Annotated in this window: 13 protein-coding genes; 8 read left to right on the forward strand and 5 right to left on the reverse strand. The window is 53.9% G+C overall.

Annotated elements, in window-relative coordinates; all coding sequences use genetic code 11:
• Nucleotides 1-7: 7 nt before the first annotated feature.
• A complete protein-coding gene (locus JKP81_RS12695; RefSeq protein WP_200552034.1) occupies nucleotides 8-718 on the reverse strand; it encodes a response regulator in 711 nt (236 codons plus the stop codon).
• Nucleotides 719-999: 281 nt separating this feature from the next.
• Between JKP81_RS12695 and JKP81_RS12700 the strand changes: the two genes are divergently transcribed.
• Entirely contained in the window at nucleotides 1,000-1,353 is a 354-nt protein-coding gene (locus JKP81_RS12700; protein WP_200552035.1) for an MmcQ/YjbR family DNA-binding protein, read from the forward strand.
• Here the strand turns inward: JKP81_RS12700 and uvrA are convergent, their stop codons facing one another.
• Nucleotides 1,354-4,179, reverse strand: coding sequence for an excinuclease ABC subunit UvrA (gene uvrA, locus JKP81_RS12705; protein WP_200552036.1), 2,826 nt, complete (start codon nucleotides 4,177-4,179; stop codon nucleotides 1,354-1,356).
• Between the two features lie 262 nt (nucleotides 4,180-4,441).
• Between uvrA and ssb1 the strand changes: the two genes are divergently transcribed.
• Nucleotides 4,442-4,966 (forward strand): single-stranded DNA-binding protein SSB1, encoded by a 525-nt coding sequence (ssb1, locus tag JKP81_RS12710; protein ID WP_017459456.1) that lies wholly within the window; start codon nucleotides 4,442-4,444, stop codon nucleotides 4,964-4,966.
• Between the two features lie 252 nt (nucleotides 4,967-5,218).
• On the opposite strand, the gene JKP81_RS12715 is transcribed toward ssb1, so the two are convergent.
• Genes JKP81_RS12715 through JKP81_RS12725 form a run of 3 tightly spaced genes read right to left on the reverse strand, consistent with a single transcriptional unit; the run spans nucleotide 5,219 to nucleotide 7,458 of the window.
• Complete coding sequence (locus tag JKP81_RS12715) at nucleotides 5,219-5,992, reverse strand: amino acid ABC transporter substrate-binding protein (protein WP_200552037.1); 774 nt, start codon at nucleotides 5,990-5,992, stop codon at nucleotides 5,219-5,221.
• A 22-nt stretch (nucleotides 5,993-6,014) separates the two neighbouring features.
• Nucleotides 6,015-6,785: an amino acid ABC transporter ATP-binding protein gene (locus JKP81_RS12720; protein WP_200552038.1), complete on the reverse strand. Its 771-nt coding sequence runs from the start codon at nucleotides 6,783-6,785 to the stop codon at nucleotides 6,015-6,017.
• Nucleotides 6,763-7,458, reverse strand: a complete 696-nt coding sequence (locus tag JKP81_RS12725; protein ID WP_200552039.1) for an amino acid ABC transporter permease — start codon at nucleotides 7,456-7,458, stop codon at nucleotides 6,763-6,765. Before JKP81_RS12725 ends, JKP81_RS12720 begins: the two co-directional genes overlap by 23 nt.
• 624 nt (nucleotides 7,459-8,082) lie before the next feature.
• On the opposite strand from JKP81_RS12725, the gene JKP81_RS12730 reads away from it, so the two are divergent.
• The 6 genes from JKP81_RS12730 (at nucleotide 8,083) to JKP81_RS12750 (ending at nucleotide 17,331) form a co-directional block, all read left to right on the forward strand.
• Entirely contained in the window at nucleotides 8,083-10,302 is a 2,220-nt protein-coding gene (locus tag JKP81_RS12730) for a type VI secretion system Vgr family protein (protein WP_200552040.1), read from the forward strand.
• A gap of 12 nt (nucleotides 10,303-10,314) precedes the next feature.
• Complete coding sequence (locus JKP81_RS12735; protein ID WP_200552041.1) at nucleotides 10,315-11,868, forward strand: hypothetical protein; 1,554 nt, start codon at nucleotides 10,315-10,317, stop codon at nucleotides 11,866-11,868.
• Nucleotides 11,865-11,993 (forward strand): hypothetical protein, encoded by a 129-nt coding sequence (locus JKP81_RS23720; RefSeq protein ID WP_020456137.1) that lies wholly within the window; start codon nucleotides 11,865-11,867, stop codon nucleotides 11,991-11,993. The genes JKP81_RS12735 and JKP81_RS23720 overlap by 4 nt, the downstream gene beginning before the upstream one ends.
• 10 nt (nucleotides 11,994-12,003) lie before the next feature.
• Complete coding sequence (locus JKP81_RS12740; protein WP_200552042.1) at nucleotides 12,004-16,146, forward strand: RHS repeat-associated core domain-containing protein; 4,143 nt, start codon at nucleotides 12,004-12,006, stop codon at nucleotides 16,144-16,146.
• Entirely contained in the window at nucleotides 16,143-16,568 is a 426-nt protein-coding gene (locus JKP81_RS12745) for an immunity 26/phosphotriesterase HocA family protein (RefSeq protein ID WP_200552043.1), read from the forward strand. The genes JKP81_RS12740 and JKP81_RS12745 overlap by 4 nt, the downstream gene beginning before the upstream one ends.
• A gap of 259 nt (nucleotides 16,569-16,827) precedes the next feature.
• Nucleotides 16,828-17,331 (forward strand): hypothetical protein, encoded by a 504-nt coding sequence (locus JKP81_RS12750; RefSeq protein ID WP_200552044.1) that lies wholly within the window; start codon nucleotides 16,828-16,830, stop codon nucleotides 17,329-17,331.
• The last annotated feature ends 302 nt before the right edge of the window (nucleotides 17,332-17,633 follow it).

The following is a 17,633-nucleotide window of genomic DNA, read 5'->3' on the forward strand; positions in this document are numbered from 1 at the left end:
TACTACATCAATCTCCCAGCCGGTAGCCGAAGCCGCGTACGCACTCCGGCACATTGATAATGCCCGCCTGCTGGAGCTTCTTTCTTAATTTGCTGACATGGCTATCCACGGTGCGATCGCAGGCATTACCCTCTGGCATGCAAGCATTCATGATTTCTTCGCGCGTAAAGACGCGCTGCGGATAGCGAATTAAATGCATCAAGATCTTAAATTCTGTTGAGGTTAAGTCTGTAGATAAATCCATTTTCTTCGGGCCAACGTAAACCTGGTGCGTTATTTTATTAATTTCAATGTTTCTTGTTTTATACAGTTTTAGATTTTCTCGCGCATGATATTGCTGGCTTCTTTTTAAAATAACATGCACCCTGGCGACTAATTCCTCCGGGTTGAACGGTTTTACCACGTAATCATCAGCACCCGTTTTTAATGCCAGAACTTTATCCGTGTCGGCGTCTAATGCGGTCAGCATCATAATCGGGGTATCGGTTTTCTGGCGTAGCTCCATCAGTACTTGCCAGCCATCCTTTTTCGGTATCTTGATATCCAGAATAATAAAATCAGGCTGATATTTTTCGGCCATCATGACCGCTTTTTCACCATCAGGGGCATGAATCACCGCGAACTTGTCGCGTTCAAGGTAAGCAATAATAACACCGGCTATATCGCTATCATCTTCAGCGACAAGGACGGTTTTCTTCTCGCCATGTAATATGCTCATCAGGCATCTCCGGGAGTTTTCTCTTTAATCCGTAATCAATTGCACATCAATGCGCTTCTTTTATCTCTTTGAAAAAATTAAAAAAAACAACTGTTACTTTCTATTTGTAACCATTTGTCACTCTAAATCACAAAAGGTTCCAGCGTTCTCAATTCTGTTTAGGTTGTGTTAATCGTCAGGTTTTGTAACGGCCCACGATTTTTTTATCCATACACTACGCTTAAATGACGTATTTATGCCGATCGCGATATCCCACCACGACATGACAAGGAGAAGCAAAAGTGACAATTTCCGAGTTACTGCAATATTGCATGGCGAAGCCTGGCGCTGAACAGAGCGTGCATAGCGACTGGAAAGCAACACAAATCAAAGTTGCGGATGTGCTGTTTGCAATGGTGAAAGAGGTGGAAGGGCGGCCAGCAGCATCGCTGAAAGCAAGCCCTGAACTGGCGGATTTGCTGCGTCAGCAGCATGCAGATGTGCGCCCCAGCCGTCACTTAAATAAAGCGCACTGGAGCACCGTTTACCTGGATGGTTCGTTACCGGATTCGCAGATTTACTACCTGGTGGATGCGTCGTATCAGCAGGCGATTGAGTTGGTGCCGGAACAGGTCCGACAGCAACTCTCCGTGTAATTATTTCAGCATCGGTTTGAGGAAACGCGCCGTGTGAGAGGCTTCGCATTCGGCGACCGTTTCCGGCGTGCCGGAGACCAGAATCTCGCCGCCGCCGCTGCCGCCTTCCGGGCCGAGGTCGACAATCCAGTCCGCCGTTTTAATCACGTCCAGGTTGTGCTCAATCACCACAATGGTGTTGCCCTGATCCCGTAACTGATGCAGCACGTCCAGCAACTGCTGGATATCAGCAAAGTGCAGGCCGGTGGTCGGTTCGTCGAGGATGTAGAGCGTCTGCCCGGTGCCGCGTTTCGACAGCTCGCGCGCCAGCTTCACGCGCTGGGCTTCACCGCCGGAAAGCGTTGTCGCCGACTGTCCAAGACGAATATAGGTCAGGCCAACATCCATCAGCGTTTGCAGCTTACGCGCCAGCGCCGGAACCGCATCGAAGAATTCACGTGCTTCTTCAATAGTCATATCCAGCACTTCATGGATGGTTTTGCCTTTGTATTTGATCTCCAGCGTTTCGCGGTTGTAGCGCTTGCCTTTGCACTGGTCGCACGGCACGTAAATATCCGGCAGAAAGTGCATCTCAACCTTGATTACGCCATCACCCTGGCACGCTTCGCAGCGACCACCGCGCACGTTAAAGCTGAAGCGCCCCGGCGTGTAACCGCGCGAGCGGGACTCCGGTACACCAGCAAACAGCTCGCGCACCGGCGTAAAGACACCGGTATAGGTGGCCGGGTTGGAGCGCGGCGTGCGTCCAATCGGGCTCTGGTCGATATCAATGACTTTGTCGAAATGCTCCAGCCCCTGCACATCGCGATACGGCGCAGGTTCGGCAATGGTCGCGCCGTTCAACTGACGCTGGGCGATCGGGAACAGCGTATCGTTGATCAGCGTCGATTTACCGGAGCCGGAAACGCCGGTGATACAGGTGAACAGGCCCACCGGCAGCGTCAGCGTCACATCTTTCAGGTTGTTACCGCGCGCACCGGTCAGCTTCAGCACTTTTTCCGGATCGGCTTTCACACGCTGTTTTGGCAGCTCAATTTTACGTTTGCCGCTCATGTACTGCCCGGTCAGGGATTCCGGCACCGCCATGATGGCATCCAGCGTCCCTTCGGCCACCACCTGGCCGCCGTGTACGCCCGCGCCAGGGCCAATGTCGATGACATGGTCGGCGGCGCGAATGGCGTCTTCGTCGTGTTCGACGACAATCACCGTGTTACCGAGGTTACGCAGATGAATAAGCGTGCCGAGCAGACGTTCGTTATCGCGCTGGTGCAGGCCGATTGACGGCTCATCCAGCACATACATGACGCCTACCAGACCCGCGCCAATCTGGCTTGCCAGACGAATGCGCTGCGCTTCACCGCCTGAGAGCGTTTCCGCCGAGCGCGAGAGCGTCAGGTAGTTCAGGCCGACGTTGACCAGGAACTTCAGGCGATCGCCAATCTCTTTCAGCACTTTTTCGGCGATTTTTGCCCGCTGGCCGGAAAGTTTCAGGTTGTTGAAGAAGTCCATCGCATGGCCGATGCTCATATCGGAAATGGTCGGCAGCGGGGTGTTTTCAACAAAGACGTGGCGCGCTTCGCGGCGCAGACGCGTCCCTTCACAGGAGGCGCATGGGCGATTGCTGATAAACTTCGCAAGTTCTTCACGTACCGCGCTGGATTCCGTCTCTTTGTAACGACGCTCCATGTTATGCAGGACGCCTTCAAACGGGTGACGACGCACGGAAGTGTCGCCACGATCGTTCATGTATTTGAACTCAATCGACTCTTTACCGGAACCAAACAGCACCACTTTCTGCACGTTGGCGCTCAGGCTTTCCCACGGCGCTTCCACGTCGAATTTGTAGTGTTCCGCCAGCGATTTCAGCATCTGGAAATAGTAGAAGTTGCGGCGATCCCAGCCGCGAATCGCGCCACCGGCCAGCGACAGCTCCGGGTTCTGGATCACGCGATCTGGATCAAAATATTGCTGCACGCCCAGACCGTCGCAGGTCGGGCATGCTCCAGCTGGGTTGTTGAACGAGAACAGACGCGGTTCCAGCTCGCGCATGCTGTAGCCGCAAATCGGACAGGCGAAGTTGGCGGAAAACAGCAACTCTTCAGCGTTCGGCTCGTCCATATCGGCAACCACGGCCGTGCCGCCGGAAAGCTCCAGTGCGGTTTCAAACGATTCCGCCAGGCGCTGGGCGAGGTCTTCGCGCACTTTAAAACGGTCAATCACCACTTCAATGGTGTGTTTCTTTTGTAGTTCGAGGCTTGGCGGATCGGAGAGATCGCACACTTCGCCGTCAATACGCGCACGGATGTAACCCTGGCTTGCAAGGTTTTCCAGCGTTTTGGTGTGCTCGCCTTTACGCTCTTTGATAACCGGCGCCAGCAGCATCAGGCGCTTGCCTTCTGGCTGCGACAACACGTTATCCACCATCTGGCTTACGGTTTGCGCCGCCAGCGGAACGTCGTGATCCGGGCAACGCGGTTCGCCGACGCGAGCGAACAGCAGACGCAGGTAATCATGAATTTCCGTGATCGTGCCGACGGTGGAACGCGGGTTGTGGGATGTCGATTTTTGTTCAATAGAAATGGCGGGCGATAAACCTTCAATGTGGTCAACGTCCGGTTTTTCCATCAGCGACAGAAACTGACGCGCATACGCGGAGAGCGATTCAACGTAACGACGCTGCCCTTCGGCATAGAGTGTGTCGAAAGCCAGGGAGGACTTACCAGAACCCGACAGCCCGGTAACGACAATCAGTTTGTCGCGAGGGATGACGAGGTTGATGTTTTTGAGATTATGGGTGCGGGCGCCCCGTACTTCTATCTTATCCAATCCATTCACCTTTTACCCGGAGGAACACTTTTTTGCCTGGTGTGTTTGAAGGACAACCAGCGGTCAGAAACGGCTAATTATGACACAATTTAACCTGAATGAATATACAGTATTCGCATGCATATTCGCTTCGGGTATGTCAAACTATGGCGCGCGGCGATAATCTGGAATCCTCCTCGCAGCTATCTAAGTGTGGCTTTGTAATGCTACAATCGCGCGTTTACACTACTAAGAATCAAGCAACGTTTTCAGGAGACACAATATGGCCAGCAGAGGCGTAAACAAGGTGATTCTCGTCGGTAATCTGGGCCAGGACCCGGAAGTACGCTATATGCCGAGTGGTGGCGCAGTTGCCAACATTACGCTGGCTACTTCCGAATCCTGGCGTGACAAGCAGACCGGCGAAACCAAAGAGCAGACCGAATGGCACCGTGTTGTGCTGTTTGGCAAGCTGGCGGAAGTGGCCGGCGAGTACCTGCGTAAAGGCTCTCAGGTTTATATCGAAGGTCAGTTGCGCACCCGCAAGTGGACCGATCAATCCGGTCAGGAAAAATACACCACTGAAGTGGTGGTTAACGTTGGTGGCACCATGCAGATGCTGGGCGGCCGTCAGGGTGGTGGCGCACCGGCAGGCGGCGGCCAGCAGCAGGGCGGTTGGGGTCAGCCTCAACAGCCGCAGGGCGGCAATCAGTTCAGCGGCGGCGCGCAGTCTCGCCCGCAGCAGCAGTCCGCACCGGCGCCGTCTAACGAACCGCCGATGGATTTCGACGACGACATTCCGTTCTGATTTGCGTCACTCCGCAAACGTAAAAACCCCGCCTGGCGGGGTTTTTTTATGCGCAACGCCTGCTGAACTGGCGCAGCAGTAACGCCGAAAGGGTAGCCGCAACTCACGCCGCCTGCAGCAAGCACCCATTACGCCGCGCCCCAGCTTTGCGTGGTGTCGAGCACCAGTCCAAATAAAACGGGTGCCAGTGCGTAAGGCTCCAGCGGCATAAAAAACCCCGCGTTGTGGGGTTTACCATTCAGCGGCTACGCATTACTTCGACACATCCGCGCCGAAGTATTTCTGCGAAATGCGCTGATAAGTGCCGTCGGCTTTGATCTCTTCCAGGGCTTTATCAATCGCGGCTTTCAGTTGCGGGTTGCCTTTGCGGAACAACACGCCGGATTTCTCCGCGTCAGATTGCGTGGCGACAATTTTCACCGGCGCGTCTGGTTTATGTTTTTTGAAATCCAGGAATGACAGGTTGTCGTTGATGGTCGCATCGGCGCGTCCCTGCACCACCAAATCGACAGACTGGTTAAAGCCGTCGGTAGCAACGATCTCCGCGCCATATTTGCGGGCAATCTGCGCATAGTTGCTGGTCAGCGTATGGGCGGATTTTTTGCCTTTTAAATCCTCGAAACGGGTGATCGCCGTGTTTTTGCTGTTGACGATCAGCACCGCTTTAGAGGCGATATACGGCTCGGAGAAGTCATATTTTTTCTGGCGTTCCGGCGTAATGCCCACCTGGTTTATCACCGCGTCGTAGCGGTTGGCATCGATACCGGCGATCAGGCCATCCCATTTGCCTTCAACAAACTGGGCATTCACTTTCAGGCGCCTGGCGATCTCCTGGCCGATTTCGACATCAAACCCTTCCAGTTTGCCGGCGGCGTTATGGAAAGTGAACGGCGGATACGTCCCTTCGGTGCCAATTTTTAACACCCCGGCGGACTGAATTTTTGCCAGATCATCCTGCGCCAGCGCCGCGTGAGCAAAGCCCAGCTGCATAACGCCTGCTATCACCAGTGTTGCGAATGCCTTCATCTGCGTTACCCCGTAAATATTGTTATTGATGCGCTTCGATAGCCGAAAACGCTGTGCTTAAAGAGGCGATAAATTCCGTAGTTCGCGGTTTCTTCGCCTGTGAAAAAAGGGTGCTGGCGCTGCCCGTTTCGACAATCTCTCCGGCTTCGAGAAATACCACCTGGCTTGCAATATGGGCCGCTAAGCGCAGATCGTGGGTGGCCATAATCATCGTGGTGCCCTCATGTGCCAGCTGGCGCAGGACGGCGACCACCTCGCCGGAAAGTTCCGGGTCGAGCGCCGAGGTCGGCTCATCGCACAGCAACACCGCAGGCGAAGGTGCCAGTGCGCGGGCAATCGCCACGCGTTGTTGTTGGCCGCCGGAAAGCGTATTTGGCAGTGCGTTACGCTTATGCAGCATGCCGACCTTCTCCAGTAGCGCCTCGCCGCGTTTGCGGGCACGCTCACGGTCCCATTTATGCACCGTAATTAGCCCCTCGGTAATGTTGTCGAGAGCCGTCATATGCGGGAACAGCGCAAAGTTTTGAAAAACCATTCCGGTCTGGCGGCTCATCCGGCGAATATCCTGGCCTTTAATGCGGGCGCCTGGCGTAAATACCATCTCTTCTTTGCCGATGGTTAATTCTCCGGACTGGGGAATTTCCAGCAAATTAATACAGCGTAATAACGTACTTTTCCCGCTGCCGGAGGGACCAATTAAAGCGGTGACGGTGCCTTCTGCTACCGTTAAATGAATATTTTGCAGCACCCGGTGACCAGCAAAGCTTTTTTCAATGTTGCAGAGCGTTATCATTTGCTCGCTCCTTAACGGTGGTGCCAGCTAATTTTCGCTCCAGCTTCTCTTGTAAATGCGATAAGACAGAGCTGAATAAGAGATAAATCACCGCGGCCTCGCTATATAAAATTAACGGCTCGTAAGTCACCGCAGCAATTTGCTGCGCGGCGAGAAACATCTCAGGGACGGTGATTACCGAGGCCAGCGAGGTGTCTTTTACCAGTGAGATAAAGGTATTCGATAACGGTGGCACGGCGATACGCGCGGCCTGCGGCAGAATAATGCGCCGTAGCGCCTGCGCCCAGGTCATGCTGATGGCATGCGCGGCTTCCCACTGACTTTTAGGCACGGCGAGCAGGGTGGCGCGGATCACTTCCGAGGTATAAGCACCAATATTTACCGTAAAACCAATTACCGCCGCCGGGAATGCATCGATAGTAATTCCCGCGCTGGGCAATGCGTAAAAAATTAAAAATAGCTGTACTAATAACGGGGTGCCGCGAATTAACCAGACGTAAAATCTGACTATCGGTTTTAAAAATGCAGGGCCATATAAACGCAATAACGCCACAATAAAACCGAGCGCCAAACCAAGAATAAATGCGCTTAACGTTAAGGGAATGGTAAATTTCAGCCCGGCGGAAAGCATTGGCCAGAACGAATCGATCGCTAAGGGTAACCATGTTGGCACTACACACCTTCCGCACACCATTTATTGCCAGGAAAAGCTGGCAGAATGCTATGTAAATATTTCAATTATTCATTCTGCTACCGTATTTAAGCGGATTATATTCGTTGCACCTGCGACGAAAACCAATATATCCGGATAAGAATATGCGCAAATGTGCTAAAGGCCGTTGGCTGTGCGACAGCGGACAACTGTTGGGCAGCGGACTGTTGCGAAACCGCAGACCGGCAACGGTGGATGCCATAGCCCGCACCGAAGTTTAAAAATGCTGACCAACTGACGGCTGTTTTTAATTTAAAATACACAAATTTCATTTAGGGAGATATTATTGTAAATTGAAGAATATATGATGCGTTATTATTAATTGTTAGCTGAATCGAATAACCTGAAGCCCTCTTTTTTATTATGGTAATTTTCATCGAATTGATTTTAAATAAGTTATTATTTTAATTATAAAATAAGACGATTCTGAGGTGTATTTAACTGTTGTTTTTATGAACTGAAGATAATATTACTCGTAATCATTGGTCGTTAGTAAATAATACGCGCGCGTATAAGTTTCTTTTGAATGATTTCCCGCAAATCGTTTTCTCCCGAAATATCCGCCGCCGCTACCAAGGAATACGTATGGTTAACCGGATAACCGTCCTGTCATCCGTTGGCAGTGATTCACTCCTGTTCTGGAAATTGAAAGGGGAAGAACACCTTTCTACCCCTTTTCGTTTTCAGGTTGACCTGCTGAGCAAAGATTTCACCCTTGATCGGCAAAAACTGCTCGGGCAGGAGATGACGGTGGTGATCCCGTGCCAGATGCCGGGCAGCGAACGCTATCTTTCCGGCAAAGTGACTGCTGTTTCGGTGCGTACCGAAGAGCTGGACGGCACGCATTATGCGGCGTATCAGGCAACACTTGAACCTGATTTCTGGCCGATGATGCGCGATCGCAACTTCCGCATTTTCCAGCAGCAGCGTGTGCCGGATATCGCCAAAACGCTGTTTTCCGAATACAACGTCAGGGTTGAAGACAAACTGACGCGCAGTTACCGCCAGTGGGATTACAGCGTGCAGTATGGTGAAAGCAGCTTCCACTTCATCAGCCGTTTGCTGGAGCTTGAAGGCATCAGCTATCTGTTTCGCCACAGCAAAGAGGGGCACACGCTGGTGCTGATGGACGACTACTCGCAGGCGGAGGCGTTTCCCGGTTACGACACTATTCCCTGGCACGCGCAAACCGGCGGCGGCGCGGTCAACGAAGAGGGCATCAGCCAGTTACTGGCGCGCCATGTCGTTACGCCGGGTCTGTACAGCACCGATGACTACGATTTCCGAAAGCCGCATGCCTGGATGCTGCAAACCCTGCAAAACCCCGTTTCGCCAAGCCCAGGGAAAATTGATGTCTATGACTGGCCTGGCCGCTTTGTTGAGCATGGCGACGGTGAATCATACGCGCGTATTCGCCAGCAGGCCTGGCAAGCGGAGCAGCAGCAAATGCAAGGCTCCGGCACCGCGACCGGTATCGCGCCCGGCTATCTTTTTCGGCTTACCAATGCGCCCAACTTCGCCGATAACGCCCAGTGGCTGGTGATTGGCGCCCAGTATGCGTTTGAAGAGAATCAGTACGCCTCCGGTGGGCCATTCAGCTCACAGCACAATATCGCCTTTACCGTTATTCCGGCGACAACGCCTTTTCGCCCGGCATCGGTCACCGACTGGCCGCGCACGTATGGCCCACAAACGGCGCGCGTGGTCGGGCCGCAAGGTGAGTCGATCTGGACGGATAAATATGGCCGCGTGAAGGTGAAGTTCCACTGGGATCGACAAAGCCAGGGCGATGAGAACAGCTCTTGCTGGGTGCGTGTCTCCAGCGCGTGGGCTGGCCAGGGCTACGGCGGTGTGCAGATCCCGCGTGTGGGCGACGAAGTGGTGGTCGATTTTATTAACGGTGAACCGGACAGACCGATAATCATTGGCCGCGTTTATAACGAAGCCAGCATGCCGCCGTGGGCGCTGCCGGCGGCGGCCACGCAGATGGGCTTTATGAGCCGTTCGAAAGACGGTTCGCCGGATAACGCTAACGCCCTGCGCTTTGAAGATAAACCCGGCGAGGAGCAACTCTGGCTGCATGCCGAACGCAACATGGATACCGAAGTTGAAAACGACGAAACCCATGATGTTGGCAGCAACCGCACCAAAACCGTGGGCAAAGACGAAACCAGCCACATCAAACAGAACCGTACCCGCACAGTGGACGGCAATGAAACCGTCACCATCGGCCAGGATCGCAGCAAAACCATCAACGGTAACGAAACCACCACCGTGCAGCAGAACCGCACCGAAAGCGTGAAAGGCAATGAAACTCTCAGTGTCGATCAAAACCGTGATGAGACCATTACCGGCAACCACACCACCACAGTGAAGAGCAACAACACCGGCACCGTGCAAGGCAACCAGACGCTGACCGTGGTGCAGGACAGAACCCGCACCGTGCAGGGCAACGAAAAGGTGAGCGTGCAGCAAAACCGCACCGTGCAGGTCACCGGCGACCAGACACTGAAAGTGACCGGCAACCGCAATGTCACTATCAGCAGCAGTGAAGTGCGCACGGTGGTGCAAAAGCAAGAGGTGAATATCGGTGCCGGGCGCACGCTGAGCATCACCGGCGGCGACACCCGTTTTACCCAGGGCAGCGTGGCGGACAGCGCAACGGATACCTTCCAGATCAACGTCGGCGAAAGCGGCATTCTGATTGGCAACGGCAGCGTGGAGATCACCGCGGGCGGCTCGACCATCACCATTAACGCGGCAGGCGTGATGGTCAATGGCAAGAAAATCGAGCTTAACGCCTGATAAGGACATGGAATGCGCGCGGCAAAGAATCCCACAGAGAAAGTGATGAGTGAGCTGGAGCTAAGCTGGCTGGATGCCAGCGAGAACACCGTGCGTACCCGCCTGTTTATCTGGCGCGTTCCGGCAGGCGGCGAATCGCTGCTGGATGCCTTTATCGCCCTGCAACAGCACGCGGAAGGCCGCACACTGCCGGATCTGTTTCTTGGGCTGACTACTCCTTTTGAAACCGGTTATGGCTACAGCGACGCGCTGGGACGCGAGTTTGTTGAACAGTACGAAGCCACCGAAAATGCCGCAGCATGGAACGCGGAACCCTGGCTGCCCTGTTACTCCCCGGCGCAGCTGAACACGTTATTGCAGAGCTTCGCGCAGGCTTTCGCCGAGGATCTCCGTTACCTGGTGCTGGTGCTTAAACCCTCTGGCGTCAGCGATGAAAGTGCGCTGACGCGCTGGTTACAAGGCTGGCTGGAGCAGAATGCGAGTGCCCCGCGTGTGCTGTTGATTGATACGCTGGAACAACCGATCTGGCAGCCGTTATATGAGGCGCATCCGCGCGAGGTGCAGTTGATTGTCGATGAAGTCGATGGCATGCGGGTGATGCACCAGACCGCGCAGCAGCAGACGGACAACGATGCCGACCGGCTGCTGTTTCGCCGCTATCTGGCGGATGCGATGCTGCTGCTGGAAAAAGGCAGTGCCGCACAAGTCGCCGCACGCGGCGAGCTGGCGCTGGGCATTGCGCAGCGGCGCGGCTGGACGGATCAACAAGCGATGATGCACAACCTGATAGCCGGTGGCTGGCTAAAAGGCGGCGACCATGCGCAGGCCGTCACTCACTACCGACAGGCGCAAAACTTCTCTGGTGAGATCGCTGATCCGGCGCTGAAAGGGCAGTTACGCACGCAAAGCACCTTTGGTGAAGCGGGCGCGTGGTTCGCGAAGAAAGACCATCTGCAAGCGGCGAAAGGGTATCGCCAGGCGGCGCTGGAAGCGCAGGCCATTCCCCATCCGGTATTTGAGATGGAAGGCTGGCGCATGTCCGGTTTTTGCCTGTGGCTCGCCGGACACCGACCGACGGCGATGGAGGAGTACGCGCGTGCCGTGCAGGCGGCGGAAAGCGTGCCGCTGCCCGAACGCAGCCAGACCACGCTGCCGCTGGTGTTTCAGGATTTACTCCGTATGCACGATAAGCGTCGCACCGAGGCGCTAGAAGCCTGTGCCACCCGCTGGCAACGTGAAAAACAGCGGCTGATCCAGCAGGCGGAAGCGGCGCTGCCTAGTGAGCCGACCGTCGCGCAGGTTAAGCAGACCGAAAGCCGCTTGCAGTTACAACTTGAGGCCATGTTTACCGTGATCCGCGAGGAGCGGGAAAATCTGATCCGTCGCGGTGATGACAGTTTTCGCCGTGTTATCCGGCTGGCGCGGGAGAAATTACACCCGCACTGGAACGGCCTGCCGGAGATCGCTCACCCCTTTGATGCGCCCCCTGGCGAGTGGCAAAACCTGCCTGCCTGGGGCAACCATGATGCATCGTTATCTGACACTGCAGGAAGCAACCCGCTATGAAAAATCGCATCATTATTATTGTTGTCGTCACGCTGCTCGCACTGCTGTTTTTAAGTCTTTCTGATAGCGAGCTGGCGACAGAGGTTCGAACGTTCTTACGCGCGTTACTGCGCGCCATGTTCTGAGGCCAGACTTATGCACTCCGGCGCGCACTTCGATCCGCAGCTCGGGCTGGATATTCATACCTACCCGTGGCCGCTGCCAACGCCGCATATCGGCATTGTTTTTGACGTGTTCGATTACCTGCCGCTGATTGGCACCACGGTGCACGTCAACAGTATCAAGCGCGCGAGTGCAGGAACGGGCGGCATCGCGGTGCATATTCCGGTCGGCGGCGTGTGGGTGCCGCCGCTGCGCGCGCCGGGCGGCCCACAGATTGAAGACGAGCTGTTTATGGGCAGCAAAACCGTCTCGGTGGACGGCGAGCCGTTTTCGCGCATCGGCATGCCGGTGTTGAGCTGCAACATTATTGGTCTTGTACCGCCGTTTCGCCTCAAGCGCGCCACCAAGCCAAAACCGCTCTCTCTCACACTCCCACTCACCTTTAACCTCGCCATTCCCAATAACGTGGTGGTTGGCGGCCCGCCGACCATCAACCTGATGGCGCTGCTGATGCGCGCCGGGTTAAGCGGGCTGGGTAAAGGCTTCAAAAAACTGAAGAAAACGCCGAAGTGGCGGCTTTTTATGCGCCGCTTTCGCAAGCTGCGCCAGAAGCTGTTTCGTAATATGGACTCCGGCTTCCTCAAGTGCCGGGTGCTGCGCGCTGAGCCAGTGGATATTCGCGACGGCAGCGTCAGCCTGGAACAACAGGATTTCCTGTTAGCGGGCCGTCTGCCGCTGGCGTGGTCGCGGAGCTATTCTTCGGCAGATATTGAGGTCGAAGGGCTGTGCGGCTTTGGCTGGTCAACCCCGGCAGATATCCGCCTCGATGTGCTGGCGGAAGAGGGCGTCGCGCTGCTGACGCAGCCGGAAGGGATGACATTATTTGCTGCGTTGCCGCAAAGCGACGGACGCGAACATGCCATTCACGGTTTGCCGGAGGGCAGCCGCCTGTGGCGGGAAACCCGTGATGGCGAGGTGCTGTGGGTAGTGGATCAGGAAAGTGGCCCGCTGCTGCATTTTAGCGGTAAGCAAGGCGCGCTGCCGATTCGCGATATTGTCGATCGTAGCGGCAACGGTTGGCGATTTGAGCGGGAAGAGGGCGAGTTACGGAAAATTCGCGAGTTCACCCATGCCGGGATGACCGGGCGCGACATCCTCGTCACGCAGGAGAGAAACCGTCTGCATACTCTGCGTCTGCATAATGCGCTGGACGGTGAGGTCACGCCGCTTACCCGCTACGAATATGACACCCACGGCCAGTTGAGTGCGGAGATCGATGCGCTATCGCATCCGCGTCGTTTTGCGTATCAGCAGCGACGTATGGTCAGCCATGTTGACCGTAACGGACAAGGGTTTCACTACCAGTACAACGCGGCCTGGCAGGTTATCCACGCCTGGGGCGACGGCGGGGTTTGGGATTACCACTTTGCGTATCACGCGCTGCTCAACGAAGTGGAAGTCACCGACTCGCAGGGTGCTGTTTCGCGTATCACCTTTGATGAAAATGGCCTGCCCGTCTCGGAAATCGATCCGTTGGGTGGCAACACTGTGTTCCGCTATGACGATTTTGGCCGCACGGTTGAAGTGACAGAACCGGATGGCGCGACCCATCGCTGGGAGTATGACGAACAAGGGCGCATGACTGCCGAACAGATGCCCGATGGTTGCGTGATTCAGGCGGTTTATGACGATGAAGGGCAATTACTGGCGCTTACTGATGAGAAAGGCGCGGTCTGGCGCTCGGAATACAGCGAGGCCGGTAATCTTACCCGCGAAATCGATCCCACCGGTGTCGCCACGAATTATCAGTACGACGCGTTTGGGCAGCTTTGCGCGGCGAATGTGCCCGGTGTTTCGCCCACGCGCTACCAGTATGATCGTTATGGCTTTCCGCAACGGATTGAACAGGCCGGCGCGGGCGCGCTCCAGCTTCGCCACTCGGTACGTGGAACACTGCTGGAGCGTATTGACGAAAGCGGGGGGATAACCCGTTTTCACTGGGACAGAAAAGACCGGCTGGTGGCGACCACCGATCCGGCAGGCGGGGAAATACGTGTTGTCTACGATCGAGAAGATGACCCGGTAAGTTACACCGATGAGCAGGGGCGAACTACGCAGCTTCGCTATAACGGCAGCGGTATGCTGACGGCCTGCGAAACCCCGGACGGCGCGACGCTGAGCTTTATTTATGATGCGGAAGATCGCCTGGTGACGGTGGTGAATCAAAATGGCCAACGCTGGCAACTGACGCGCGATGCGCTCGGGCGGGTAACGGAAGAGCATGATTATTGGGGGCAGGTGACGCGTTACGGTTGGGATAAGGCCAGCCGGTTGATAAGTCGTGAGGATCCGCTTGGTCGCGAAGTGCGCTACGGCTATGACAAAAGAGGGCGGCTGACGGAGCGGCGCAGCGGCGACACATTACAGGTTAAATACCACTACGATCCCTGCGGGCGGATGGTGCTGTGTGAAAACCCGTGGCGGCGGCTGAGCTGGCGCTATGATGATGCCGGGCGTGTTCTGCTCGAAGATCAGGATGGTTTTCAACTGCGCTACGGTTACAACGAACGCGGTGTGTTGATCAAACGCGAAAGCGACAGTGGTCACCAGGTGCGTTATCACCTTGATGAGCATGAACGGCTCAGCCAGATACAGCTTAACGACGATGCGCCCATTCTGTTCACCTATGACGAGGCCGGGCGATGTGTGAGCGAACAGCTCTCCGCCGATGTCCTGCGTACCTTTAGTTTCGACAGACTGGGGCGACTCAGTACCCAGCAGGTGCTGCAACACGATTTACCATTGTTTGCCAGCGGGTTTGCTTATGATCGCGCGGGGAATCTGACGTTACGGGAAGATAGCCTGTGGGGCAGCGATCGCTACAGCTACGATCCGCTGGGACGGTTGACAACGCACACGGCACCCGATGGCGCGCTACGTCAATTTGTGCAGGATGCCGCCGGTAATCAGTTGCAGACGCAAACGCATGAGGTGAATGACAGCGCGGGCGGTTGGTTTCGCGAAGGTATTCACCACGGCGTGCGCTATGTGTTTGACCGTGCCGGCGAGCTACGTCAACGCCGGGATAGCCAGTGCGAAGGCGAAAAAGAGGATTTTGTCTGGGATGACAACCGCCAGTTGATCGCCGTGCGTAAAGGCGACAGCCTGGTGCGTTATGGCTATGACGGCCTGGGTCGACGGGTATTCAAGCAGACGGCGAACGAAACTCGCTGGTTCTACTGGCAGGATGATGTGCTGGCGGGTGAAACGGTCACCAGGCAGCATGAACCTCTGGCTGCGCTGAGTATTTTCGATACCGGCGGCAGGTTAAAACGGCAAAAAGCGCAGGCCAGACTGTTCAATGAGATGCGGGAATATATCTACTATCCCGACAGTTTCTGGCCGCTGGCGCTGCTGACGCAAGAAAGGGGAGAAAAACAGAGCTGGCACTACCACTGCGATCCCAACGGTGCGCCGGTCAGATTGACCTCGCCACAAGGGGAGATTGTCTGGTCGGAGAAAAGCGGCATTTGGGGCGAGAAAGGCGAGGTTTACGCTAGCCGCATTGACAACCCGCTGCGTTTTCAGGGGCAGTATTACGACGCCGAAACCGGGCTGCACTACAACCGCTACCGCTATTACGACCCGAATATTGCGGCTTATATCAGCCAGGATCCCGTGGGTATGGTGGCGGGGGTTAGCGTGTATCAATATGCGCCAAATCCGCTGGCATGGAGCGATCCGCTCGGCTTGCAGCGCTGCCTGGGACTGCCGTCCACGCGCGCGCCAGGTGGCTCGAAGAAGAAATACAACCGCGCCAAAGGGCAAGGGTTATATATTCTGCATGAGAATGGCAAAATCCGTTACGTTGGGCGCGGTGATGCGCCAACCCGTTTAAACGCCCATGCAAAAACACCGGGTAAATCGCATCTGGAACAGCTGATCATTTTTGACAACAACTTAACCAAAGCTGAAGCTAAATATCTGGAAGAGAAACTTATTGGGATGCATGGTGGCGCTAAATCGATGAATCCATTAACGAATTTATTGAATGATATCCGGTCTTACCGCCCCGGAAATAAAAACGCACCCACCTATAAAATCGCTGGCGATAGCTCAGCATGGGGTAAAGAAATCTTACAAGACGCGCTGTCTATCATAAGGGGTAGCCTATGAGTCAAAAATACCAGGAAGGTGATATCTTTCTGATCCCAACTGCCGATGGTCGGTTTGCCGTGTGCCAGATCGTCTGTGCTTTGAAAGGGCGTTTTAAAAAGGCTTTCGCATTTGGTGTGCTGAGCATTCAGGCCGATAAAAGCATTCCGCAACACGATGAGTTTCTGAAGTTTAAAAACTCAAGGGGCATGACCAATGTGATCTTTGCGGCGGTTGATAGCCTCAAAAGTGGTGAGTGGGAAATCATCGGTAATATCCCGCTGACGGAGTGGAAAAACGAGCTGAAAATATTCCACAGTGCCGGACATTTGTACAATGGCGATGAGTACGTCAGAGTGCTTGATAAGAGCGAATACAAGCAATTCAATGTGATGGGCGTTGCCGGTAACGAGCTGGTACAGCAATATCTGGCACAACATTGATCCTTACAGAAGTGAAGACTTTGCGCTTCACTTCTTTTTAATACACTTATCTCACCAGGCGTGTCTTATATATTAACCTCTGTGTCTCGTAGCTAAGATAATATATGAAAGATATTGTCTGTAACGAAAATAGTCATGAGCTGGATGTTCCTTTTCTTTTATTGGCTAAGGGGATTGCGTAATCCGCAAGCAAAAGTTTGATCAAATAAAATTGATCAATCCTATAAAATCGAGCGCGGCAAAGCCAGATTTATCGCCATTGATCAATAACGACACAACCGTCTTGTTTTATATTACTGATGATGTGAAATTAAAAGACATCGATATTTCACCGCTTTATAGTATGGCGAAGTTAAAAAAACTGACTATGCCCTATTTAAAAGACCGTAATGATTTTAATGAATTTAAAAAGCTGAAAACGTTGCGGATCAGCAGAACGAAAGTAACCAGCCAGGCGGGAATTATCGCCGCCCCAGCGCTGTCGTCGCTAAGTCTGATTTATCGCCCCCATTTAAAATCTATTTCTGAAATCAATAAGCTGGATAATCTTTCCGCGAGCTATCTGGAAAAATACAACGCATTGCGGGGGCTCGCTGTCCTTGAGAAGAATCGCAGTATCGAAGAATTGTTCCTTGCTGACGTAAACTCCGTTGAACGTGTGCCGGCTATGTTTGCGTTAAAAATCATAAAATTCTGCAGCTTATTTGACGAGAGCATAGAGCCGCTGTTGGATTCTGAGACGTTACAACAGGTGGACTTCTAATCGATGAAAAAGAGTTGCTCGCACAGCAAAGATGAGATCAATCAGCGCCTCGCTAAATAACCCCTATTATTAAATAAGATATATTTTTACTCCATATTACTCTGCTCTAAAATATATTTTAGCACTAAATGATCATGAAGAATCCTGGGTTATTTTTATTTTTCGTGAATTGTCCTATTTGTGTTTTTAATGTTTTTGTGAAAAATCCTAGGTATTTATATTCCTTTAAAATTCACATCCGGTTTATGGCGATTTTTTTATTTAAAAAAGGCAGAATAAAACTCTAAAGAGCCATTCGTTTT

This window comes from Kosakonia sp. LAM2021 (assembly GCF_016620385.1).
Classification (GTDB): domain Bacteria; phylum Pseudomonadota; class Gammaproteobacteria; order Enterobacterales; family Enterobacteriaceae; genus Kosakonia; species Kosakonia sacchari.